Source organism: Nonomuraea sp. NPDC003214 (assembly GCF_053590035.1).
Genome location: NZ_JBSFSX010000010.1, coordinates 116910 through 139254 on the forward strand (window position 1 = coordinate 116910; position 22345 = coordinate 139254).

At 73.0% G+C, this 22345-nt stretch carries 15 protein-coding genes; 8 read left to right on the forward strand and 7 right to left on the reverse strand.

Translation table 11 applies throughout. The features are described 5' to 3' along the window. The first annotated feature begins 52 nt into the window (after window positions 1-52). Entirely contained in the window at window positions 53-3700 is a 3648-nt protein-coding gene (locus ACWDXC_RS30915) for a BTAD domain-containing putative transcriptional regulator (protein ID WP_449987540.1), read from the forward strand. Window positions 3701-4593: 893 nt separating this feature from the next. Here the strand turns inward: ACWDXC_RS30915 and ACWDXC_RS30920 are convergent. From ACWDXC_RS30920 to ACWDXC_RS30930, 3 genes are all read right to left on the reverse strand, one after another. Continuing rightward, on the reverse strand, window positions 4594-4749 hold the full coding sequence (locus ACWDXC_RS30920; RefSeq protein ID WP_219511524.1) for a hypothetical protein: 156 nt from the start codon (window positions 4747-4749) through the stop codon (window positions 4594-4596). A gap of 74 nt (window positions 4750-4823) precedes the next feature. After that, a complete protein-coding gene (locus ACWDXC_RS30925; protein ID WP_449987543.1) occupies window positions 4824-6584 on the reverse strand; it encodes an ABC transporter ATP-binding protein in 1761 nt (586 codons plus the stop codon). 4 nt (window positions 6585-6588) lie between these two features. Next, entirely contained in the window at window positions 6589-8277 is a 1689-nt protein-coding gene (locus ACWDXC_RS30930) for an ABC transporter ATP-binding protein (RefSeq protein WP_449987546.1), read from the reverse strand. Between the two features lie 91 nt (window positions 8278-8368). On the opposite strand from ACWDXC_RS30930, the gene ACWDXC_RS30935 reads away from it, so the two are divergent. Continuing rightward, window positions 8369-8992 (forward strand): phosphotransferase, encoded by a 624-nt coding sequence (locus tag ACWDXC_RS30935; protein WP_357589924.1) that lies wholly within the window; start codon window positions 8369-8371, stop codon window positions 8990-8992. Window positions 8993-9007: 15 nt separating this feature from the next. On the opposite strand, the gene ACWDXC_RS30940 is transcribed toward ACWDXC_RS30935, so the two are convergent. Continuing rightward, window positions 9008-10480, reverse strand: coding sequence for an AAA family ATPase (locus tag ACWDXC_RS30940; protein ID WP_449987549.1), 1473 nt, complete (start codon window positions 10478-10480; stop codon window positions 9008-9010). 119 nt (window positions 10481-10599) lie between these two features. On the opposite strand from ACWDXC_RS30940, the gene ACWDXC_RS30945 reads away from it, so the two are divergent. Beyond that, the gene (locus ACWDXC_RS30945; protein ID WP_449987552.1) at window positions 10600-13572 is read left to right on the forward strand and encodes a LuxR C-terminal-related transcriptional regulator; all 2973 of its coding nucleotides are present in this window, start codon (window positions 10600-10602) and stop codon (window positions 13570-13572) included. 84 nt (window positions 13573-13656) lie between these two features. Then, window positions 13657-14526 carry an alpha/beta hydrolase family protein gene (locus ACWDXC_RS30950; protein WP_449987555.1) on the forward strand — a complete coding sequence of 290 codons (870 nt, stop codon included), beginning with the start codon at window positions 13657-13659 and terminating at the stop codon, window positions 14524-14526. A 305-nt stretch (window positions 14527-14831) separates the two neighbouring features. Here ACWDXC_RS30950 and ACWDXC_RS30955 read toward each other — a convergent pair whose 3' ends face one another. Next, entirely contained in the window at window positions 14832-15569 is a 738-nt protein-coding gene (locus tag ACWDXC_RS30955) for an ABC transporter permease (RefSeq protein WP_449987558.1), read from the reverse strand. Continuing rightward, entirely contained in the window at window positions 15550-16344 is a 795-nt protein-coding gene (locus ACWDXC_RS30960) for an ABC transporter ATP-binding protein (protein WP_449987561.1), read from the reverse strand. Before ACWDXC_RS30960 ends, ACWDXC_RS30955 begins: the two co-directional genes overlap by 20 nt. 86 nt (window positions 16345-16430) lie before the next feature. Here ACWDXC_RS30960 and ACWDXC_RS30965 point away from each other — a divergent pair, with 86 nt between their 5' ends. The 3 genes from ACWDXC_RS30965 (at window position 16431) to ACWDXC_RS30975 (ending at window position 19516) form a co-directional block, all read left to right on the forward strand. Continuing rightward, the gene (locus ACWDXC_RS30965) at window positions 16431-17534 is read left to right on the forward strand and encodes a sensor histidine kinase (RefSeq protein WP_449987565.1); all 1104 of its coding nucleotides are present in this window, start codon (window positions 16431-16433) and stop codon (window positions 17532-17534) included. Next, window positions 17531-18223, forward strand: coding sequence for a response regulator (locus ACWDXC_RS30970; protein WP_449987568.1), 693 nt, complete (start codon window positions 17531-17533; stop codon window positions 18221-18223). Before ACWDXC_RS30965 ends, ACWDXC_RS30970 begins: the two co-directional genes overlap by 4 nt. A gap of 477 nt (window positions 18224-18700) precedes the next feature. Further along, entirely contained in the window at window positions 18701-19516 is an 816-nt protein-coding gene (locus ACWDXC_RS30975; protein WP_449987571.1) for an alpha/beta fold hydrolase, read from the forward strand. A gap of 909 nt (window positions 19517-20425) precedes the next feature. On the opposite strand, the gene ACWDXC_RS30980 is transcribed toward ACWDXC_RS30975, so the two are convergent. Continuing rightward, a complete protein-coding gene (locus ACWDXC_RS30980) occupies window positions 20426-21316 on the reverse strand; it encodes an NAD-dependent epimerase (protein ID WP_449987574.1) in 891 nt (296 codons plus the stop codon). 71 nt (window positions 21317-21387) lie between these two features. Here ACWDXC_RS30980 and ACWDXC_RS30985 point away from each other — a divergent pair, with 71 nt between their 5' ends. Beyond that, a complete protein-coding gene (locus tag ACWDXC_RS30985) occupies window positions 21388-22332 on the forward strand; it encodes a GlxA family transcriptional regulator (protein ID WP_449987577.1) in 945 nt (314 codons plus the stop codon). Window positions 22333-22345 lie beyond the last annotated feature (13 nt).

Below are 22345 nucleotides of genomic sequence, written 5' to 3' on the forward strand. Positions count from 1 at the left end.
ATGCAACCCGTCCACAATCCTGGTGCAAAAGCACCAGGGCATGATCCGACCCGTGAGATTCAGGATTCTCGGACCGCTGCAAGTCCTGGGCGACGCGGGAGAGCTTGAGCTCGGCGGGGGCAGGCAGCGCATCGTGCTCGCGATGCTGCTCCTTGAGGCCAACCAGGTGGTGCCGATCAGCCGGCTCGTGGAGGCCATCTGGGGCGAGTGCCCGCCCGGCACCCCGCGCAACCAGGTGCAGATCCGGATCTCCCAGCTCCGCCGCACCCTCGGCGACACCGCTCAGCCCTACCAGACCGTGATCACCAAGCCGTCGGGCTACCTCATCCGCGTCGCCCCCGCCGACCTGGACCTGACCGTCTTCGAACACCTCATCACCCAGGCCCAGTCGCAACCCCGCGACCAGGCCGCCCGCACCCTGCGGGAGGCGCTCACCCTCTGGCGCGCCCCCGCCCTGGCCGACGTCGACAGCGACCTGGTGCGCAGCATCGCCCACGGCCTGGAGGAGCGCCGCCTGCTCGCCTTCGAGCGCTGTGTCGAGCTGGAGCTGGAGCTCGGCCACCACCTGCGGCTGATCGAGGAGCTCCGCGCCGTCACCCAGGCCCAGCCGCTGCGCGAACGCCCCCACGGCCACCTCATGCTCGCCCTCTACGGCGCGGGCCGCCAGGCCGAGGCCCTGGAGGTGTTCCGCTCCTACCGCACCTACCTGCTCGACACCCTCGGCCTCGAACCGGGCGAGGAGCTACGCCGCATCGAGCACGCCATCCTCAACCACGCCTCCCCCACCCCTCCGACCCCCCGCACCGACACCCCACCCCAGGAGCCGGCCGGACGCCCCCTGAACGGCCACCATCCCCGTGGCCGGCCCACCGTCCCGAACGGTTCGGCCCCCGTGCCCTCCTCCAAAAGACCGGACGGCGGCCCGTTCTCCTCCCAGACATCCGGAGACGGCCCCGCCTCCTCCCCGGGGAAGCGTGGCGGCCCCGCATCCTCCGCCCAGAGCCCTGGGGGCGGCCCCCTGTCTCCCCAGAGGGGGCGAGGTGGCGCCGCATCCACCCGGAGCGGCCCCGTCTCCTCCCAGGGGCGAGGCGGCCCCATGTCCTCCTCCCAGGAGCAGGGCGGCCGAAGCCCCGCCGCCCAGGGGGAGCGGGGCGCTCCCGCCTCCCATAAGGAGCGGGGCGGCCCCGCCTCCCATAAGGAGCGGGGCGGCCCCGCCTCTCAAGAGCGGGGCGCTCCCAGCGCCTCCTTCCCGGCAGCGACCGCCCAGGGAGGGGCGGCGGGACCATCGACGGGACCGGCCTCAGACGCAGCCGGGGCGGCAACGGCGCCCGACCCATCGCCCGGGCCGACGCCCCGGCCCACACCGGCGCCCGGGTCGACGTCACGACCGGCACCAGCGCCCGGATCGGCCTCACGACCGGCACCAGCGCCCGGATCGGCCTCACGGCCGGCATCAGCGCCGAGGCCGGTGCCGCGTCAGCTTCCTCCGGTGTTGTCGCGGTTGTCGGGCCGGGAAGCGGAGCTGGCCCGGATCGAGGAGTTGCTGACCGAGCGGCACGGGACGACGCTGCCCGTGGTGGCGGTGCTGGGCAAGGCCGGGGTCGGCAAGTCGGAGCTCGCCCTGCACGCGGCCCACCGGCTCGCCGACGCCTACCCCGACGGCCAGCTCTACGTGGACCTCCAGTCCGGCGCGCTGCGGCCTCAGGACGCGCTGGCCCGCTTCCTGCGCGCCCTGGGCCTGCCCGCCGTCCCCCGCACCCTGGAGGAGCGCTCAGCCCTGTTCCGCTCGACGGTGGCCGAACGCCGGGTGCTCGTCCTGCTCGACGACGCCGAGTCGATGCAGCAGACCGAGCCGCTCCTGCCCGGCGGCGCGTCCTGCGCCGTCCTAGTGACCAGCCGCCGCACGCTCGTCGGCCTGCCCGAGCGCCAGGTGATCCGGCTGGGCCTGCTCGACGGCCCGGACGCGGCCGAGCTCCTCACCCAGGACATCGCCGCGGGCGGACCGGCAGCCGACCCGGCGGCGATCCGCCTGCTGGTCGAGCAGTGCGGCGGCCACCCTCTCGCCCTCCGGATCGCGGGCACGAGCCTGGGCACCTGGCCGCACTCCGCCGTCCAGGACCTCGTCATGACGATCGGCGACCTGGACGTCAAGGCCGTCCTCGACGTCGGCTACCGCGCCCTCTCGCCCCAGGCCCAGGCCCTGTTCCGCCGCCTCGGCCTCATCAGCGGCCAGCAGATCGGCACCTGGCTGGCCCACGCCCTCATCTCCACCCCGGCCACCCGATCCCTCCAGCGTAAGCTGACCACAGCACCCCACTCCACCTTCCCCCGCCCCATCCACTCCCCGTCCACCGCCCTGGCCGAATCGGCGCGGACGGACAGCCCGAGGCGGGACGTGGGCGACGATCCCGTGATCTCGGGCACCCTCACCCCGCCGTCGCCCTCACCGTCCGGTGCCCCGGCGGTGCTGGAACGGGCGTTCCAGGAGCTGGTGGACGCGGCGCTGCTGCGGCGGCGGGGCGACCACTACGTGTGGCACGACCTGGTCAGGATGTTCGCCGCCGAACACGCGTTCGCGGAGGACCCCCGGGAGATCCGCACCGCGGTGCTCGAACATGCGGGCGCGACCCTGCTGGCCCTGGTGGAGCAGGCGCACCGGCACCACTACAGCGGCCACTTCACCGTGCTGCGCGGCCTGGTGGACCTGCCGACGATCGACGGGTCACGGCTGTTCGGGGACGAGCCGCTCGCCTGGCTCGACTCCGAGCTGCCGGTGCTGATCCGCGCCGTGCGGCAGACGGCCGACCACGGGCTGGCCGAGCTGGCGTGGAGCCTGGCCATGACGGCGGTGACGCTGTTCGAGACCTACGGCTACTTCGACGACTGGCGGGCCGTCTCCGAGACCGCGCTCGCCGCCTGCCGCGCCGCGGGCAACGCCCGTGGGGAGGGCGCGATGCTGTTCTCGCTCAGCTCGCTGGCCATCTTCCAGCAGCGCTACGACGACGCCGCTCCCCTGGTCGGCTCGGCGCTGGCCATCTTCGAGAAGATCGGCGAAGATCACGGCCGGGCGCTGGCCCTGCGCAACGCCGCACTGCTCGACCGGGCCGCCGGTGACCTCGACGGCGCCCTGCACCGCTACACCGAGGCCCGGCGCCTGCTGCGCGCCGTCGGCGACCGGGCGGCGGAGGCGTACGTGCTGTCGAACATGGCCCTCATCCACGGCGAATGCGGGCGGCTGGACGAGGCCGATCCGCTGCTCAGGGAGGCGCTGACCTTCTACACCCAGGAGGGCGTGCGGCGGGGCGAGGCTCAGGCGCTGATGCGGCTGGCGGAGTTGTCGCTGCGCCGGGGCCGTTCCGAGCCGGCGCTGGAGGCGTACGAGAAGGCCAGGAGGATCGTCCGTGAGGCGCATGACCGCATCGGGGAGGCGTACGTGCTGCAGGGGCTCGGGGAGGCGCACCTGAAGCTGGGGCGGGCGGCGGACGCCGAGCGCACGTTGCGCGAGGCCCTCGACGTCGCCGCCGAGGTCGGCGACCGGCTCATCCAGGGCCGCGCCCGCCTGGCCCTGGGCACGCTCCTGCTGGAGAGCGGCCGCTCCGGCGCGACGCTGGAGCTGGAACGGGCACAGGCGCTGTTCGCCGAGATCCACGCCGAGCCCTTACGCGCCAAAGCCGCCGCAGCCTTGTCCCGCAGCCACTGACCCACACACCCGGCCCCCACCCGGCCCACAGACCCCGACCCACACGCCCGGCCCGCGCACCCCCACCCCCACACACCCGGCCCACACGCCCGGGCCCACGCACCCCCGGAGCTCACACATGCCCACCGGAGCCCCGCTGTCCCCCGCCCCGGCTCCCCGTCTCCAGGCGGCGTGCGGCCCCGCCCACGGCGTGCCCCACCCCGCCCACCCTCGCGACGCCCCCTCGGGCACTCACCCCCGGTGCCCGCCGCCCCCTGCGACGCCCCCTCGGCACCCACCGCTGCCCAGCGCCCCTCCACGCCCCCTACGGCGCACGCGCGGGCGCTCGCCCCCGGTGCCCGCCGCACCCCTACGACGCGCCCTCGGCACTCACCCCGCCCTCGTGCCCGCCGCACCCCCTACGACGCCTCCTCGGCACCCACCGCTGCCCAGCGCCCCCTCACGACCCCTACGGCGCACCCTTGGGCGCTCACCCCCGGTGGCCGCCGCACCCCCTGCGACTCCCCCTGGGCACTCGCCGCGCGCCTGCCCCGCTGCCCCCGGAGTCTCCTGCGGGCGCTTCTTCCGAGCGCCCCACTCCACCGGCCGGCGTGGCCGCTGGCCAGCGCGGTAGGGGGCGGAGCTCTACGTGCCCCGGCGTGGCCGCTGGCCGGCGCGGCGGAATGCGGAGCTCTACGTGCCCCACCGTGCCGCTGTCGCCAGCAGGCACACCCCCCTGTTGCGTGGCGGGCGGGGCCGGGTCCCGGCCCCGCGTCACCGCCACCCCGGGCGCGTCCCCCGCGCGCCGGGTGTGGCAGCCGCTGGTACGGCGTGGCATCAGCTCTGGTCCCCGTGTCGCGCTGTGGCGACTGCTCCAGAGCCGCACGCCGGTCAGCGGCTGCCGCGTCCTTCCGTCAGATGGTCCACGGGATGTCGCAGTCGATCTTCGGGTTCGTCTCGCACAGGCGAGGCGGGTCCGGGACCGGTCCGTCGGCGGTGATGCCGGCGGGGCCGGTGACCCCGGTGAAGGCCGTTGCCGCTATCCCCAGGATGACTAGCCACTTGCGCATGTCTGCCCCCGTCATTCGTCGGATCGACGGCGCCGACGGTAGCGAGGGCCGCTTTGGTTTCGCTTTATCGCTGGTCAGGAGCGGGTGGTGGTGGTCGGGGTGCCGTGCCAGCTCTGCCACAGCGCCGCGTAGGAGCCGCCTTCGGCGACGAGCTCGTCGTGGGAGCCGAGCTCGCTGATGCGGCCGTCCTCGACGACGGCGACCCGGTCGGCGTCGTGGGCGGTGTAGAGGCGGTGGGCGATGGCGATGACGGTGCGGCCGTCGAGGACGGCCGCGAGGGAGCGTTCGAGGTGCCGGGCGGCGCGCGGGTCGATGAGCGAGGTGGCCTCGTCCAGGACGAGCGTGTGCGGGTCGGCGAGCACGAGGCGGGCCAGCGCGAGCTGCTGGGCGTGGGCCGGGGAGACGTCGAGGCCGCCGGAGCCGACGACGGTGTCGAGGCCGTCGGGCAGGGCGAGCACCCAGTCGAGCGCGTCGACGGCCGCGAGCGCGTCGCGTACGGCGTCGTCGTCGGCCTCGGGCCGGGCGATCAGCAGGTTGTCGCGCAGCGTGCCCTTGAAGACGTGGTGCTCCTGGGTGACGAGCGCGACGTGGCCGCGCAGGTCGTCCAGGGGCAGGTCGACGAGTGGCACGCCGCCGACGGTGACGGCGCCGATGCGGGGGCCGTGGATGCCGGCGAGCAGCCGGCCGAGGGTGGACTTGCCGGCGCCGGACGGGCCGACCATCGCCAGCCGTTCGCCGGGCCGCACGGTCAGCGACACGCCGTGGAGCACGTCGCGGCCGGGCCGGTAGGCGTAGCGGACGTCGTCGGCTTCCAGCAGTTCGCCGGTGGGGCGGGCGTCGCTGGGCTGCCGGTCGTCGGGCACGTTGGCGACGCCGAGCAGCCGCGCCATGGCGGCCCCGCCGACCTGGAGCTCGTCGATCCACATGAGGAACCTGTCGAGCGGGTCGATGAGCTGCTGGGCGTAGAGGGTGGCGGCGGTGACCTGGGCGAGCGTGACCCAGCCCGAGCTGTAGAAGAGGCCGCCGCACAGCAGCGCGGCCACGACGGGGACGACGTAGCCGAGCTCGACGGAGGGGAACCAGATGACGCGCAGGCGCAGCGTGTAGCGTTCGGCGGCGAAGGAGCGGCTGATGTCGCGGTCGGTGCGTTCGCGGCGGCGCTGCTGGAGGCCGAGGGCTTCGATGGCGCGGGCGCCCTCGACGGTTTCGGCCAGCCCTTCGGTCATGTCGGCATATGCGGCGTTCTCCCGCAGGTAGCCGTCACGGGCCCGCTTCAGGTACCAGCGGGTGCTGAAGTAGAGCAGCGGCGCCGCGACCAGCATGGGCAGCATGAGCAGCGGCCCGACGAGCAACATCGCGCCGATGGTGATCGTGAACGTGACGACCGCGATCAGCGTCTCGGGCACGGCGTGCCGTACGGTCCTGGACAGAGAGTCGACGTCGCGGGACGTACGGGTGAGCAGGTCGCCGGCGCCGGCCCGTTCGACCGTGGAGAGCGGCAGCGCGAGCACCTGGTCGACGAACTCCTCGCGCAGCTCGGCCAGGACCTTCTCGCCGAGCTTGGACGAGGCGAGCACGGCATAGCGCACCAGCGTCCCCTGCAGCAGCAGGAATCCGGCGATGCCGGCGGCGACCAGGAACGCGTTGACCTCGGCGCCCGTCTCGACGTCACGTACGAGATTGCCGAGCAGCCACGGCACGGCCAGGCCCGCGACGGCGGCGAGCCCGTGCAGGCCGAGCGCGCCGGCGAGCTGGCGCGGGTACTTGAGCGTGAGCCGCCGCGCGTAGGCGCGCACCTGTTTCTGATCGGCGACGGGCAGGATCTCGCGGGCCATCTCGTCAGTCCTCCCCTCGGGTGACGGTCGCGGCGTAGGCGGGCGCGGTGGCCAGCAGGTCGCGGTGGGCGCCTTCGGCTCGTACGCGACCGTCCTCGACGTAGAAGACGTGGTCGGTGCGGTCGAGCACGAGCGGGCTGGTGGTGCAGATGAGCGTGGTCTTGCCGGCGCGGGCGTCGGCGAGACGCTGGGCGATGCGGGCCTCGCTGTGGGCGTCGACCGCGCTGGTCGGCTCGACGAGGATGAGCACCTCCGGGTCGGTGATCAGCGCGCGGGCGAGCCGGAGCCGCTGCTGCTGACCGCCGGAGAACTCGCGCCCGGCCTCGGCCACCTCGGCGTCGAGCCCGTCGGGCAGCGCCTCGACGATGTCCTCGGCGCAGGCGTCGTGCAGGGCCTGGCGGACGCGTTCGGCGGAGGCGCCGCCGCGTACGTCGAGCTCGTCGCGCAGCGGGCCGGTGAACAGGCGAGCGCCGTTGTCGGCGACCAGGATGCGCTCACGTACCTCGTCGAGGGGCAGCGTGGCGAGCTCGGCGGGGCCGAAGGTGACGTCGCCGTCGGAGTAGCGGCCGAGGCGGTCGGCGATGGCGGCGGCGTCCTCGGGGCTGCTCGCGGCCAGCGCGGTCAGCCTGCCGGGCTGTACGGTGACGCCGCTGTAGGAGTCGCGCAGCACGCCGCCGGCGCTGGCGCCGGAGCCGCCGGTCACCTCGGGTTCGATCGACAGGATGCGCACCACGCGGCGGGCGGCGACGTGGCCCTTGGTCAGCTTGTCGGCCGCCTCGGTGAGCGTGCGCATGGGCCCGATGAGGAACACCGCGTAGGTGTAGAAGGCGACGAGCTGGCCGACGGAGATCTGGCCGGACAGTGCGAAGGACGCGCCGACGCCGGTGACGAGCGCGATGAGCAGGCCGGGCAGCAGGATCTGGGCGCCTTCGAGCAGCGACTCGACGCGCGCGACGGAGACGCCGGCGTGGCGCGCCCGCTGTGACTCCTCGCGGTAGCGCTCGGCGAACACCCGCTCGCCGCCGATGCCGCGCAGCACCCGCAGCCCCGCCACGATGTCGGCCGCCCGGGTGGACAGGTCGCCGGTCAGGTCGCGCTGCCGGTGCTGCCGCCTGTGCAGGGGCTTGAGCAGCGGCGCGACGGCGCCCGCCATGACCGGCACGCCGACCAGCACGAGCAGGCCGAGCGGCAGCGAGGTGGAGATGAGGATCACCGTCACGGTGACGATCGCCACGACGGCGCCGGTGCCGCGCAGCAGGATGTCCATCGAGCTGCCGATGTGCGCGATGTCGGAGTTGCCGACGCTGACCACCTCGCCGGTCGACAGCCGCTTGGGCAGGGTGGCGCCGAGCCTGGCCGCCTGCCGGGTGGTGAGCTGGACGGTGCGGTAGGCGGCGGCCAGCCAGTTGTAGACGGCGAACCGGTGCCGCATGATCCCGCTGAACGCCTGCACCAGCCCGAGCGCCAGCAGCACTCCCGACCAGGTCAGCAGCGCGCGGGTGTCCTTGGCCGTGACGGCGTCGATGCCCTTGCCGAGCACGGCGGGCACGAGCGACTGCACGAGCCACCACAGCGTGGCGAACCCGATGCCGGCCAGCAGCTGACGGCCCTGGCGACGGGCGTTCCACCAGAGGTAGCGCAGCGGGCTTCGGATGTCGGGCACGCCGGGATCGGCTTCGGGAAGGGAGCGCATAGCCTGTCAAGGTTGACAAAGTCGTTGCCGCTCCAGCAATCCATTTTTCCAGGGCTGACGCGCGCCCGGGAGTGCGCCAGAATCGTTGGCTGTGGAGCACGGCTACACCAACAGCACGGTCGGAGACGGCGCCCTGGTCGTCAAGTGTTACCAGGGTCCCGACGCGCGGATCAGGCTCGGGACGGAGAGCCGGTTCCTGCGGCGGCTGCGCGGGCGGCTGCCGGTGCCGCGCCTGCATTCCGTCACCGAGACGAGCCTGAGCATGCAGTTCGTGCCGGGCGCGCACGGCCAGGACCTGCTCGACGAGGGCCGGGCGGCGGAGGTGCTGGCGGAGTGCGGGCGCACGCTGGCGCGGCTGCACCGGCTGGGCCTGGTGCACGGCGACTACGGGCCGCAGAACATGCTGTTCGACCCGGCGACGTTCGAGACGGCGGCGATCCTCGACTGGGAGTGGGCGCATCCCGGCCGCCCGGTGGAGGATCTGGCGTGGTGTGAGTGGATTGTCCGATCGCATCACCCGGAGCACGTGCCGCACCTGCGTCACTTCTTCGACGCCTACGGCGGACCGGTGCCGCCGTGGCCCGACCGGCACGCGTACATGCTGGCCCGCTGCCGGTCACTGCTCGACTTCACCGCCCGCTGGGAACCGGGCGGCGAGGGCGAGAAGCTCTGGCGCCACCGCATCGAGACCACCAGCGCCTGGACGTTCGCCTGACGCTGCGTATCTGACTCAATGTCCTGAATACATCCTGGCGAGGTCCACGAGCTCGACATCGCGCCGGCCCTCGGCGGCGCGCAGCAGGTCGCCGCTGAAACCGGATCGCGCGAACAGCAGCAGCTTGGGCGGGCCGTCGACGCGCGCGTCAGGGAGCAGGGCGCGTAGGTGCTCGAGCCGCTGAAGCTGGGGCACGTCCATGGGCGCGAGCGTGCTCTTCGCCTCGCCGATGGCGATGACGCGATCGGACGCGAACGAGTTCGTCTCGCTGACGACCAGGTCCAGCTCGTGTCCACGGCGATGCTGCGGGCAGGCGATCTCGCTGGGGCGCACCGCTGTCGCGAAGCCGCCGAGCGTGTCCTGCGACGCATGTCGGAAGCACCATTCCCGGGCCAGGTCCTCGAAATGGGGGCCGTAGATCTTGGCTGCCACGGTGTCGGCGTTCGACTGCCAGACGCGCTCCGCCTGACCGATGACCAGCTGGGCCTCGTGTCGTTGCGTGATGAGGTTGTGCAACCGTACGACCGGCTCGGCGATCCGGAACACGCTGCGCTTGGCACGCAGGGCGTCATCGATCCGTTCCAGCAGCCCGATGTCGGTCAACCCGGACAGCAGATGCGCGATGGCGGCGGCGGGTCGGCCCATCGCGGCCGCGATCTCACCACGGCGGTGGTTGCCGGCGCTGATGGCGGCCAGCGTGGCGGCGTAGGAGGTGGGGTCCGAGATGGAGGGCTCCTCACGCAGCACCAGCCCGCCCTCGCGGAACATCGCCGACGCGGGATTCAGCAGCCGTCGCCCCACCCACTGGTCGAACCCGGCGAGGTCGGCAGGTCCCGATCCGGCGCACATCTCCAGATAGGCGGGCGTGCCGCCGACGAGCGCGTTCACCCTGAACGCCAGCTCCGGGTCGTGTTGGAGCCCCCAGAACGCGCTCGCGTCGCGGAACCCGAAAGGCTTCACCACCAGTTCGAGCACCGCACGCCCCCGGAGCGGGGCTCCGCCGCCGAGCAGCTGCGCCATGGTGGTGAGAGCGCTGCCGCACAGGATCAGTCGGGTCGACGTGCGCTCCCGTGCATGGCCGAGCGGGCTCAGGGCCTGCTGGAGGTAGGAGGGCAGGGCCGGTGTGGCGGACACGAGGTAGGGGAACTCGTCGATGATCACGGGCACCGCCCGCTCTTCCCCGAGGCGAAGGAGCTCGTCCAGCGCCTCACGCCAGTTCGTGAAGACGACCGGTTGCCTGAGGTTGCGATGTTCGGCGTAGGCGGCGCCGAGGTCGGCGAGGTTCTGCGCCTCGCTCTGCTGGGTGGCGCCGAAGAGCATGCCGCCCGTCTCCCGCGCCAGCAGCTCGAGCATGAGCGTCTTTCCTTGCCTGCGACGTCCGTAGACCAGGCCCAAGGTGGCACCAGGGGACGGCGCCGCGACGAAGTCGGTTAGCGCCTCCCACTCGGAGTCCCGGCCGTACAGCCGCTTGGGCTTCTTGAGGCTCATAGGATTATTATAGCTGCATCTATAATAGCTGGGACTATATTTTTCTGGGCGAATCGGTGAAATCGCCTGCCTTACAGGGGGCCCTTTATCGCTTGACACACCCGAGTAACACTCTGGTCATGTCCACCACGCTGTATGGCCGTGCCGCCGAGCAGGAAGCGGTGCGGCGGCTGCTCGACGGGGCACGGGGCGGTGACGGGGGCGCGCTGGCGGTGCTGGGGGCGCCGGGGATCGGCAAGACCGCCGTCCTGGAGCTGGCGGCCTCGCTGGCGAACGAGTTCACGGTGCTGCGGGTGCGCGGGGTGCGGCAGGAGGCCCACCTGCCGCTGTCCGGGCTGGACGCGCTGCTGCGGCCGGTCGCCGATCGGGTGCGGTCCGGGGTGCTCGGTCGGGCGCTGCGCACCGGGGTGGCCGGGGGCGGGGTGGCCCTGCCGGTGGCGGTGCTGGAGTTCCTGCGCGAGCTCGCCACCGAGCAGCCGGTGCTGGCGTGCGTGGACGACGTGCACCTGCTCGACCGGGCCAGCCGCGAGGCGGTCTGCTTCGCGGCCAGGCGGCTGGCCGGTGAACGGATCGCTCTCCTCCTCTCAGCCCGTACGCCGGGCGACCCGCCGGTGCCGGACGACGTCCCGGTCCTCGCCGTCGGACCGCTGGACGACACCGCGAGCCACGCGCTGGCCAGGGACCTGCTGTCCGGCCGGGCCTCGGAGGGCTTGTGCGCCTGTCTGGTACGGGCCGCCCACGGCAACCCCCTGGGGCTGCGCGAACTCGCCGAGTCGCTGACCGCCGCGCAACTCGCCGGGCTCGCCCCGCCGCCCGACACCCTGCCGCCCGGCGGACGCCTCCACCGGGCACACGCCGAACGGCTCGCGGGCTTACCGGACGAGACCCGCGCCCTGCTCCTCCTCCTGGCCGCCGCCCCCGGCCTCCCCACCAGCGCCCTCCTCCAGGCCGCAGAGGGCCCGCCTTGCGCTCGACCCACGGCCGCGCCCCTGGGACCGCGCGAACTTGCCGACCCGCCCGCCGTCCGGACGGGCGATCCCGTGGCCATCCCGGCGCCTCCCGCCTGGCGCGCCGACGATCCTCCCGTCGATGCGGCACCCGTCCGGTCCACGGATCCGCTCGCCGTGCTGGCGGTGGCCGAGCGGGCGGGGGTGATCCGGCCGGACGGGGACCGGTACGTGTTCGCCGACGAGACGCTGCGGGCCGTCGCGTACGCCGAAGCCCCGCTGGCCCGCCGCCGGGAGGTGCACCGGCTGCTCGGGAGGCAGCTCACCGGCCTGCCCGGCGCCTGGCACCGCGCCGCCGCACTCGACGGCCCGCCGGACGAACTCGCCGCCGACCTGGCCGCCGCCGCCTCCACCGCCGCCCGCACCACCCCGTACGCCCCCGCCCCCATCCCCGGCCCACCACCCACCTACGCTCCAAGCCATAACCACACACCGGGCACAAACCACGAGCCCACCACGGACTACGGGGCGCAGGGGCCAGGCGGACCGAACGCGCCGGGCGGCTCGGGTGGTGGTCACTGTCACCCCACCCCCTCCCTCGCGTACGAGAGAGCCGCGCAGCTCGGCGGGAACGAGGCGAGCAAGGCGGCATGGCTGGCAGCGGCGGCCCGGCACGCGTGGATGTCCGGCGACTTCCCCCGGGCCAGGTCGCTGCTGGCCGGGCTGCACCGCCCGGTGGTCACCGACGAGGCCGAGCTCATGTACGGGCGCCTGGAACTGCTCAGCGGACATGCCGACAGCGCCAGCGCCAAGCTGCTGGCCGCCGCCGCCCGGCTGGTGGACCGTGACCGGCTGGTCGCGGTCAAGGCGCTCCTGCATGCCGCCGAAGCCAGCTACATGTCCGGCGATATCCGTACATTTCATGCAATCGCCCACCAAGCCGCACTCCTGCGGCGCAGCGACGACTGCCAGGACACGCAGCTCATGTTCGAGTATCTGGAGGGGATCGCGGCGACGTTCAGCGGCAGGCACCGGGCGGCGGCCGGACCACTGCGGCGGGTCGTCGCGCTGGCCCCGGCCGTACGCAACCCCACCACCCTCGTCTGGGCCTGCGTAGCGAGCCTGCTGCTCGGCGAGGACGCCACGGCCATCGAGCTGTCGGCCCGCGCGATCGACACCGCACGCCGGCGCGGCGCGGTCAGCGTGGTGCCCCAGCTGCTGGAGTCGCTGATCCAGGCGGAGTTCTGGCTGGGCCGCTACTCGTCGGTGGCCATGCACGCCGCCGACGGGCTGCGACTGGCCCAGGCATCGGGGCAGCTCAACTCCGCCGCCCGTCACCTCGGCTGGCTGGCCCACGCCGCCGCCGTACAGGGCGACGCGCAAGGCTGCCGCGAACGCGCCCACGCCGCGCTGGACCTGGCCGAATCCCACGGTCTCGGCATCGCCACCAGCCTCGGCAACTGGGCGCTGGCTCATCTTGACCTGGCCACGGGACGTCCGGCGGAGGCGGCGGCCAAGCTGCGCGGCCATCGCGGCAACGATCATGTCGTCATCCGGGTCATGGCCAGCCCGCACTTCATCGAGGCGGCGGCCCGTACCGGCGACCGCAGGCGCGCCTCGGCCGCGCTGCGGGTGCTCGACCGCTGGGCGGGCAGCACGCGCAGCCCCGACCGGCGCGCGCTCGTGGCGCGCTGCCGGGCGCTGCTCGCCACCGGCGGCGAGGCCGGCGAGCTGTTCAGGGAGGCGCTGGAGCTGCACGCGTGCCCGTTCGAGACGGCGCGCACGCAGTTGCTGTACGGGGTCGCGCTGCGCAGGGAACGCCGGCCGGGAGCCGCCAGAGAACACCTGCACGGCGCCCTGGAGACGTTCCAGCGCCTCGGCGCGGGCCTGTGGAGCGAGCGCGCCAGGACCGAGCTGCGCGCGTCGGGCGAGACCGTCGTGCCCATCGCGCCGGCCGACGGCCCCGAGCGGCTGCTCACCGCACAGCAGTTGCGCATCGCCCGCCTGGTGGCCGAAGGCGCCACGAACCGCGAGGTCGCCGCACAACTCTTCCTCAGCCCGCGCACGATCGACCACCACCTCCGCAACGTCTTCGCCAAGCTCGGCGTACGCTCACGCGTCGAACTGTCCCGCCTCCTCTCCTGACACCGGCGATTCACCCGATGCGTCCCCTTCACCCCCGTTTGAAAATGACGACGTCGCACCCCCCGAGAACCTGGAGTTCCCGACATGTCGTCATCCCCAGCGAGGACCATCGCGAAGATCGCCATGGCCGCGACCCTGGCATGCGGAACCATCGCGCTGCCCGCGCATGCCGCCGGCCCGTACGAGCGCGGCCCCGACCCCACCGACGCCATCCTCGAAGCGCTCCGCGGCCCCTTCTCCACCTCCGACCAGTCGGTCTCCTCCCTCAGCGTGAGCGGGTTCGGCGGCGGAGAGGTCTACTACCCGAACGACACCAGCCAGGGCACGTTCGGCGCGATCGCGATCTCCCCCGGCTACACCGCCTCCTGGTCCAGCCTCGACTGGCTCGGCCCGCGCATCGCCTCGCACGGCTTCGTGGTCATCGGCATCGAGACCAACTCCCGCTACGACCAGCCCGCCAGCCGTGGCCGCCAGCTCCTGGCCGCCCTCGACTGGCTGGTCGAGGACAGCCCGCTCGCCATCCGCAGCCGCATCGACGGCTCCCGACTGGCCGTGGCCGGCCACTCCATGGGCGGCGGCGGCACCCTCGAAGCCGCCGACGACCGCCCGTCACTGCAGGCCGCGGTACCGCTCGCGCCGTGGAACCTGACCAAGAACTGGTCAGGCGTACGCGTCCCGACGCTGATCATCGGCGGCGAGAGCGACTCCATCGCCTCGGTCACCACCCACTCCCAGCCGTTCTACGAGAGCATCCCCTCCTCGTCGGAGAAGGCGTATCTGGAGCTCAACAACGCCAGCCACTTCTTCCCGCAGACCACGAACACCACGATGGCCAAGTCGATGGTCGCCTGGCTGAAGAGGTTCGTCGACGACGACACCCGCTACGAACGCTTCCTCTGCCCGCCACCGAGCGGCACGGCCATCGAGGAATACCGCGACACCTGCCCCCACTGACGCCCACCCAGTCCCGGCCTCCCGTGCACAACCCCAGGGGAGGCCGGGACGGCCCATGCAGCCCCTTCCCACAGCACAACCGGCACTCCCCACAGCACAACCGCCCCTTCCCGCAGCACAACCGGCCCTTCCCACAGCGCAACCGGCACTCCCCAGGCCCACAGCAGGCCCCCGGGCCCACAGCAGGTCCACAGCAGGCCCCCGGGCCCACAGCAGGTCCACAGCAGGCCCACCCGGCCCCTCCGCAAGGTCCGCACGCGCACGCCCTTCCCCTGACCCGGGACGGGGCCCGGCGGGCCTTCCGTTCAGCGCCGTCCGGCAAGGGCCGCGATGCCCAACGGGATGACCGCCCAGCAGCCGAGCACCGTGAAAGCCACCCATCCCGGCATGATGACCGGCACCTGCCCGATGAGCTGCAGCGCCGGGTAGGTCGGCAATAAGTAGTTGCCCCACTCGCCCCCGGGCAGCATGCGGGCCACGAACGGCACCAGCAGGATGATCGCCATCAGCGCCGCCATCGCCGCCGCCCCGTTACGCAGGAGGGCGCCCAGCGCCAGCCCGAGGAGGGTGGTCGCCACGATCATCAGGGTGCCACCGGCGATCACCGGCCACGCCTCCCCCGGCAGTGCCGACGGGTTGAACTCGGCGGCCACCACGCGCCCGTACAGATAACTGGGAACCGCGATGAGCAGCGAGGCGACGACCGCGGCGCCGGCCAGCACCACCGCCTTGGCCAGCAGGACCCGCGATCTTGCGGGCGTGGCGACATGCGTGGTGTCGATCATGCCGGACGCGTGCTCGCCGCTGATCGTCATCACACCGAGCATCCCGAGCGGGAGCTGGGCCAGGACGACGCCCACGTACACGGCCACCACGATGCCCATGGCGGCCTGGTCAGGGGCGTGACCGGGGTTCCAGCGCGAGATGACGGCGCCGGCGCCCAGTGCGGTGAGCACGAGCGCGACGAACACCGCGATCCCCATCGTCCACCAGGTCGAACGCAGGGTCCGCAACTTGATCCACTCAGCGTTGACCGTGTCCACCGCGCACCCCCGAATGCCTCATGTCCTGAACTGCCCCACGTCGCTCCCGAGCCCCCTCGTCCCCTTCTGGAGCCTCCCGGCCCTCCGAGACAAGGTCCATGAACACGTCCTCCAACGACGTCCCAGGCCGGACCAGCTCGGCGATCGGCGCGTCGGCGAGCAGCCTGCCGCGCCCGATGACGATCAGATGGTCTGCCGTCAGCGCCATCTCGCTCATCAGGTGGCTCGACACGAGGACCGTGCGCCCTTCCGCGGCCAGCGACTTCAGCAACTGCCGCGTCCAGCGGATGCCCTCGGGGTCGAGCCCGTTGACCGGCTCGTCGAGCAGGAGCGTGCCGGGATCGCCGAGCAGCGCCGCGGCGATGCCCAGCCGCTGTTTCATGCCGAGGGAGAAACCGCCGATCCGTTTGCCGGCCGCGTCGCCGAGGCCGACGAGGTCGAGCAGCCCTCCCACGCGCCGCGCGGAGAGCCCGTTGGAGGCCGCCAGCCAGCGCAGGTGCTGCTCGGCGCGCCGCCCGCCCTGCACCGCGGTCGCGTCCAGCAGCGCGCCGACGTGGGTGAGCGGCCGTTCCAAGCTTCGGTACGGTCTGCCGCCGACGGTGGCTTGACCGGCGGTGGGCCGGTCGAGGCCGAGGATCAGCCGCATGGTCGTGGTCTTCCCGGCGCCGTTGGAGCCGAGGAAGCCGGTGATCCTGCCCGACGGCACCTCGAAGGTGAGGTCGTCCACGGCCAGGGTCTGTTTGAAACGCCGGGTGAGCCCGTTCACTTCGATCACGTGCTCCACGATCGGCCGGAACGAGGGTTTTCCACATCGGTCCTGAGACCGATGTTCGGCCCCGCCTCCCCGGTTACCTTCGTTCCGTGCGCGAAGACCTCCGTCCCCCGCTGTTGAGCCGGGTCCCCGAGCGGGCCTGGCTGTGCCTCGACGCAGGCGTCGCCGTGTTCTTCGCGGCCGCCTTCGTGGGGCTCGCCTCGTCACGCGGCAGCGTGGCGCCCGACGTGTTCGACTATGCGGCGGCTCTGGCGACGACCTTGCCGATCGCGGTCCGGCGGCTCTGGCCGCGGGCGGTGTTCCTGGTGGTGCTGGCGGCGGGGCTCGGCATGCGCGAGTTCCTGCTCCCGCACGCCGACCTGCTGTGCCTGCCCCTCGCCCTTTACACGGTGGCGGCACGCCACCGGGCCGCGGTCCCCCTCGTGGCGGCCGTCGCAGTGGGCTGGCAGGGCGTGGCCGAGCTGCCGGTGACCGACACGGTGCTGGAGCAGCTCGCCCTGGTGGCGGCGATCCTGGTCGCCTCCTGGGCCGTCGGCACGACCGTGCGCCAGCGCCGGGTCTACACCGAGCGGCTGACCCAGCACGCCGAGCAGCGTGCCCGGGCCCAAGCCGCGGAGGAGCGGCTGCGCATCGCCAGGGAGTTACACGACGTCGTCGGCCACAGCCTCAGCACGATCGCCGTCCAGGCGGGCGTGGCGGGCCACGTGGGCATCGAGGGCGAGATGAGCCGGGCGCTGCATTCGATCGAGGAGACCAGCCGGTCCGCGCTGCGCGAGACCGGAAGGCTGCTCGGCGTGCTGCGCGACGACGACGGGGCGGAGCTCGCCCCCGTTCCCGGCCTGGCCGATCTCGGCGTGCTGGTGAGGCGGGCCGAGGCGACCGGGCTGGAAGTGGACCTGGCGATCGACGGCAAGGTGAACGGAGAAATGGAGCTGACGGTCTACCGGATCGTGCAGGAGGCGCTGACCAACGTGGTCAGGCATGCCGACGCCCAGCACGTCGACGTCCGGATCCAGCGGCAGGAGGGCGGGCTGGTCGTGGAGGTCGTCGACGACGGCCGCCACAGGCCGGTGCGGCCTTACGGGCACGGGCTGACGGGGCTGCGCGAGCGGGTGCGCGTCTTCGGCGGCGAGTTCGCGGCGGGCGCCCACGCGCCGGGCGGATTCCGGGTGATGGCGAGGTTGCCTCAGTGACACGAGTGCTGGTGGCCGACGACCAACCACAGATCAGGGGCAGCTTCCGCCTGCTGGTCGACAGCGCGCCCGGATGTGTGGCGATCGGTGAGGCCGCGACGGGTGCGGAGGCGGTGCGGCTCGCCGAGCGGGACCGTCCCGATCTGGTCCTGATGGACGTACGCATGCCGGTGATGGACGGGATCGAGGCCACCCGCCTCATCTGCGCCGCCCGTCCGGAGACCCGCGTGCTCATCGTGACCACGTTCGACCTGGACGAGTACGTCTACGGAGCGCTGCGAGCCGGAGCCGCGGGGTTCATGCTCAAGCACACCCCGGCGGCCGAGCTGCTCAAGGCCATCGAGGTGATCGCGTCAGGCGAGTCGCTGCTGGCGCCGACCGCCACCCGGCGGTTGATCCAGCAGTTCGTGAGCTCCGCGCCTCCCGCCGTGGAGCGGAGCCGGAGCCTGGTGTCGCGTGCCGCCGAGCGGATCCGGCGTCCGGCGCCGCCCCCGCCGCTGGCCATCACCGAACGGGAGCGCGAGGTGCTCGTCCTGGTCGCGAAGGGGCTGTCCAACGCCGAGATCGCCGAACAGCTCTACCTCAGCCTCAGCACGGTGAAGACGCACGTCAGCCACCTGCTCACCAAGCTGGACGCGCGCAGCCGCATCCACCTGGTCATCGCGGCGTACGAGGCGGGGCTGGTCTGACGGCGAACCAGGCCCGCGACGATCCCGGCACGACGAGCAACACAGCCATCACCACCCCATAGGCAGCGACGAAGAGCCCGAAAAGCCCATATCCCGGTACGTACGGCCCTGACGACGACTCATACACGGACAGCCCCGCCGGCACCAGCAACCCGCCCACCAGCATCAGAAAGATCCGTGAGCCCCGCCAGCCGCGCCACAGCCCCTGCGCCGCAGAGACACCGGCGAAGGCGGCCATCGCGGCGAGCAGGACGAGCGGCCAGAACCTTGGAAGATCCCGACCACCGCGGAGACGAGCACGACCAACACGCCCAGCTCGAACATCACCGCCGCGGTGATGACCGGCGCGGGCGGCCTGCCTTGGAGGGTCACGCGCTCGAACGTACCCACTCACGCCCTTACCAGGAGGACCGATTCCTTTTTGTCCCGGCACCCGTCACACGGTCGAGAACGTGACAGAAACGGAGCAACACCCCCATGCGCACCACCACAACCACGACCGTGATCTCCAGCGACGGCACCCCGATCGCCTTCGAGCAGCTCGGCGCCGGTCCCGCCGTCATCCTGGTCGCCTCTGCGCTGGCCGACCGCAAGGACGCGGCCAAGCTCGCCCGCCTGCTCGCACCGCGCTTTACAGTGATCAACTACGACCGGCGGGGGCGGGGCGCGAGCGGCGACGGGTCCGCCTACACCGTGGAGCGCGAGATCGAGGACGTGGCCGCGCTCATCCACCATGCGGGCGGCTCGGCGTCGCTGTTCGGCAGCTCGTCCGGTGCGGTGCTCGCCCTGCGTGCCGCCGCCGCGGGCCTCAACGTCGACCGTCTGGCCCTGTACGAGCCGCCGTTCGCGGTGACGGGCGACGGGTTCGCGCCACCGGCCGGGTTCGCCCAGGAGATCGACGCCCTGCTGGCCGCCGACCGGCCCGGGGATGCCGTCAAGCACTTCATGACGCGGGCACAGGGGATGCCGTCGTTCATGGTCGCCATGATGCGGCTGATGCCGGGCGTGTGGTCCACGCTCAAGAGGCTCGCGCCCACGCTGCCGTACGACATCGCGGTGATGGGCGACACTCAGCAGGGGCGGCCTCTGGACGCGGCCGCATGGGCGGGAGCCGTCGCGCCCACGCTGGTGCTCACCGGAAGCAAGAGCCCCGCCGGGTTCCACGACGCGGCCCGGGCACTGGTGGAAGTGCTGCCGCACGCCGAGCACCGCAAACTCGCCGGCCTCAACCACGGAGCCGTCATGATGGCCCCGCACAAGCTCGCCCCCGTCCTGTCGGACTTCCTCACGTGAAACCCCACGGACCGGCGCAGACACCCACCGCCTCCCGCCGCCCAAACGCGCGGGAGGCGCGGGTTATCCAGCGGCGTCCGGCCTGGCGGGTTGCCCAGTGCCCAAGACGATCGGGTGAGCGGGGCGCCCCGTCCTACCCACGGGACACACCGCACCCCCAGCCACCCAGCCAGCCCGCCACCCTGCCAGCCCGCCAGCCCGCCAGCCCGCCAGCCCGCCAGCCCGCCAGCCGAACGACCGCACCAGACGGTGGGGCCTCACTGCGTCCGCCCTGACCGCGCCCGTGCCTCCGCCCGACCTGCCCCCGACCGTCCCACCCCGGCCGACCTGCCCCCGCCCGACCTGACCTCGCCTGACCACGCCGACCTGACCGCGCCCGACCTGAGGTGAGCTGGCGCGGATGGCGGCCCGGCGGAGCGGGTGAACGGCGGAGGAACGGCGCGCGCCCTGACGGCGGGAGGTCTAACGGTGGGGGCGATCTGAAGGACGGCGGACGGACGGCCGTCGGACGGACGGACGGCGGACGGACGGACGGCGGACGGACGGACGGCCGTCGGGCGGACAGCCGCCCGAGCGGACGGCGAGCGGACGGGCGGACGGGGCATGGACGGAGCGTGGGCGGACGGGGCGCGGTGGCCAAGCGGTGGCCCGCCAGAGGGTGCGCCCACGGACGGCGCTCAAGCGGGTGGTGCGCGACCGGTCCGTGCCCCGACGGTGCCGGTCTGACGGCCTGCGGCCAGACGATGCGGGGCCCGGCGGTGGGCGACCGGATCATGCGTGCCCCGACGGTGCTGGCCTGCCGACGTGCGGACTGACTGCCCGCGGCCGGAAGATGCGCGACCCGGCAGCGCACGACCCAGCGGGGCACCCACCGGTGGGGCGCGGTTGGGGGGTGGTTCTCGATCAGGCTTAGAGCAGGTCGCTCAGGACGGTGTCGACGGGAGTGGCGGTGATGCCGAGGATCTTCTCCGTTTCGGTGTGGTCGATGACGAAGGGGTGGCCGGGCTTTGCGAGGACTTCGTGCAGTTCGGCCCAGAAGGGGTCGGTGAGCGCCAGCAGGGTGAGGTCCCGCTCGGTCAACTGCTCCAGGCGGGGGGTCGGAGCGCCGGCGAGGTGGGCGAGGCGGCCGGCGAGGTCGCGGACGGACAGGGTCGCGGTGGGGACGTGCCAGGCGCGGCCGTACGCCTGTTCGTCGCGCCCGGCGGCGATGAGCGTGCGGGCGGTGTCGGTGATGGCGGAGTAGCTGTGCGGGACGTCGAGTTCCTGGGGGACGAGGGCGAGCCTGCCTTCGAGGACGGGCTGCTGCACCATGAGGCTGAACACGGAGTAGGCGCCGGCGCCGTAGAACTGGGCGGCGCGCACCTCGGTCACCTTGACGCCCGAGGCGACGGCTTCCTCCCAGATGCGTGCCCTGGTGCGTCCCTTGGGCCCGGTCGCCGTCAGGGGGAAGTCGGGCCGGATGGGGCCGTCCACGGGGCCGTAGCCGTAGAGGTTGCCGAGCATCACGTACGGGACGCCGGTGCGGCGGACGGCGGTGAGCAGGGAGGCGGCGAGGGCGGGGAACTGGGCGGGCCAGGCGCGGTAGGGCGGTGCGGCGGTGGTGAAGAGGGTGCGGGCGCCGGTGGCCAGTTCGGTGAGCCGGTCGGTGTCGGTGGCGTCGGCGGCGATGCGCTCGACGAGGGGATGTTCGGGGCCGCCTCCGGCGCGGCTGATCATGCGCACGCGTTCGCCGTCCTCGGCGAGCAGTTGTGCGGTCTTCGAGGCGGCGGCGCCGCGGCCCACGATCACGTGAAAAGTCATGGCGACCACGCTGCCGGGTGGCGGCGGCGTAGCCTAGTGGCCGGAATGCCAACTATCCGGAGGATCTGGCCATGACGGAAATTCAGGACAGGCACCGGATTGCCGTCGTGGTCGTGACGCCGGTGCTGAGTTTCGATGTGTCGATCCCGTTGATGGTGTTCAACAGCGTTCCGGACTATGACGTGCGGATCTGTACGGCGCGGCCGGGGGCGGTGCCGACCGTCGGGGGGCCGGACATCGTGGTGACGGACGGCCTGGAGGCGGTGGCGGGCGTCGACACGGTGATCACCGTGGGCAGCGGCGGTGAGCCGGCTCCGCCGGAGGTGCTTGCGGCGCTGCGGAACGCGGAGCGGGCGGGCGCGCGCATCGCGTCCCTGTGTACGGGCGCGTTCGTGCTGGCCCAGGCGGGGCTGCTGGACGGGCGGCGGGCCACGACGCACTGGGGGCTGGCCGGGGATCTGGCGGCCCGGTTCCCGTCGGTGGAGGTGCAGCCCGATCTGCTGTTCGTCGAGGACGGCGGCATCTTCACGTCGGCGGGCGCGGCGGCCGCCATCGATCTGTGCCTGCACCTGGTGAGGCTGGACTTCGGGGCGGCGGTGGCGAACGTGGCGGCGCGGGCGGCGGTGGTGTCGCCGGTGCGGCCGGGCGGTCAGGCGCAGTTCATCGAGACGCCGTTGCCTCCGGAGCGGGGCACGTCGCTGGCGCCGACGCGGGCGTGGGCGCTGGCGCGGCTGGACCGGCCGTTGACGCTGGCCGACCTGGCGGCGCACGCGAGCACCAGTGTCCGTACGCTGACCAGGCGTTTTCACGCGGAGACCGGGTTGAGCCCGCTCCAGTGGCTGTTGCACCGCCGGGTCGACCGGGCCAGGGAGTTGCTGGAGACGACGGAGCTGCCGATGGACCAGGTGGCGGAGAAGAGCGGGCTGGGCAGCGCCGACTCCCTCCGCAAGCACCTGGTCGACCGGGTGGGGCTCACGCCGACGGCCTACCGCGCGAGCTTCACGCACGCACGGTAGCGCGAGCTTCACG

Bases quoted from the DNA above. Each gene is read 5' to 3' on its own strand.
- ACWDXC_RS30920 (WP_219511524.1), bottom strand. From the start codon at position 4,749: ATGCGCAAGTGGCTAGTCATCCTGGGGATAGCGGCAACGGCCTTCACC.
- ACWDXC_RS30925 (WP_449987543.1), bottom strand. From the start codon at position 6,584: ATGGCCCGCGAGATCCTGCCCGTCGCCGATCAGAAACAGGTGCGCGCC.
- ACWDXC_RS30930 (WP_449987546.1), bottom strand. From the start codon at position 8,277: ATGCGCTCCCTTCCCGAAGCCGATCCCGGCGTGCCCGACATCCGAAGC.
- ACWDXC_RS30940 (WP_449987549.1), bottom strand. From the start codon at position 10,480: ATGAGCCTCAAGAAGCCCAAGCGGCTGTACGGCCGGGACTCCGAGTGG.
- ACWDXC_RS30945 (WP_449987552.1), top strand. From the start codon at position 10,600: ATGTCCACCACGCTGTATGGCCGTGCCGCCGAGCAGGAAGCGGTGCGG.
- ACWDXC_RS30950 (WP_449987555.1), top strand. From the start codon at position 13,657: ATGTCGTCATCCCCAGCGAGGACCATCGCGAAGATCGCCATGGCCGCG.
- ACWDXC_RS30975 (WP_449987571.1), top strand. From the start codon at position 18,701: ATGCGCACCACCACAACCACGACCGTGATCTCCAGCGACGGCACCCCG.
- ACWDXC_RS30980 (WP_449987574.1), bottom strand. From the start codon at position 21,316: ATGACTTTTCACGTGATCGTGGGCCGCGGCGCCGCCGCCTCGAAGACC.
- ACWDXC_RS30985 (WP_449987577.1), top strand. From the start codon at position 21,388: ATGACGGAAATTCAGGACAGGCACCGGATTGCCGTCGTGGTCGTGACG.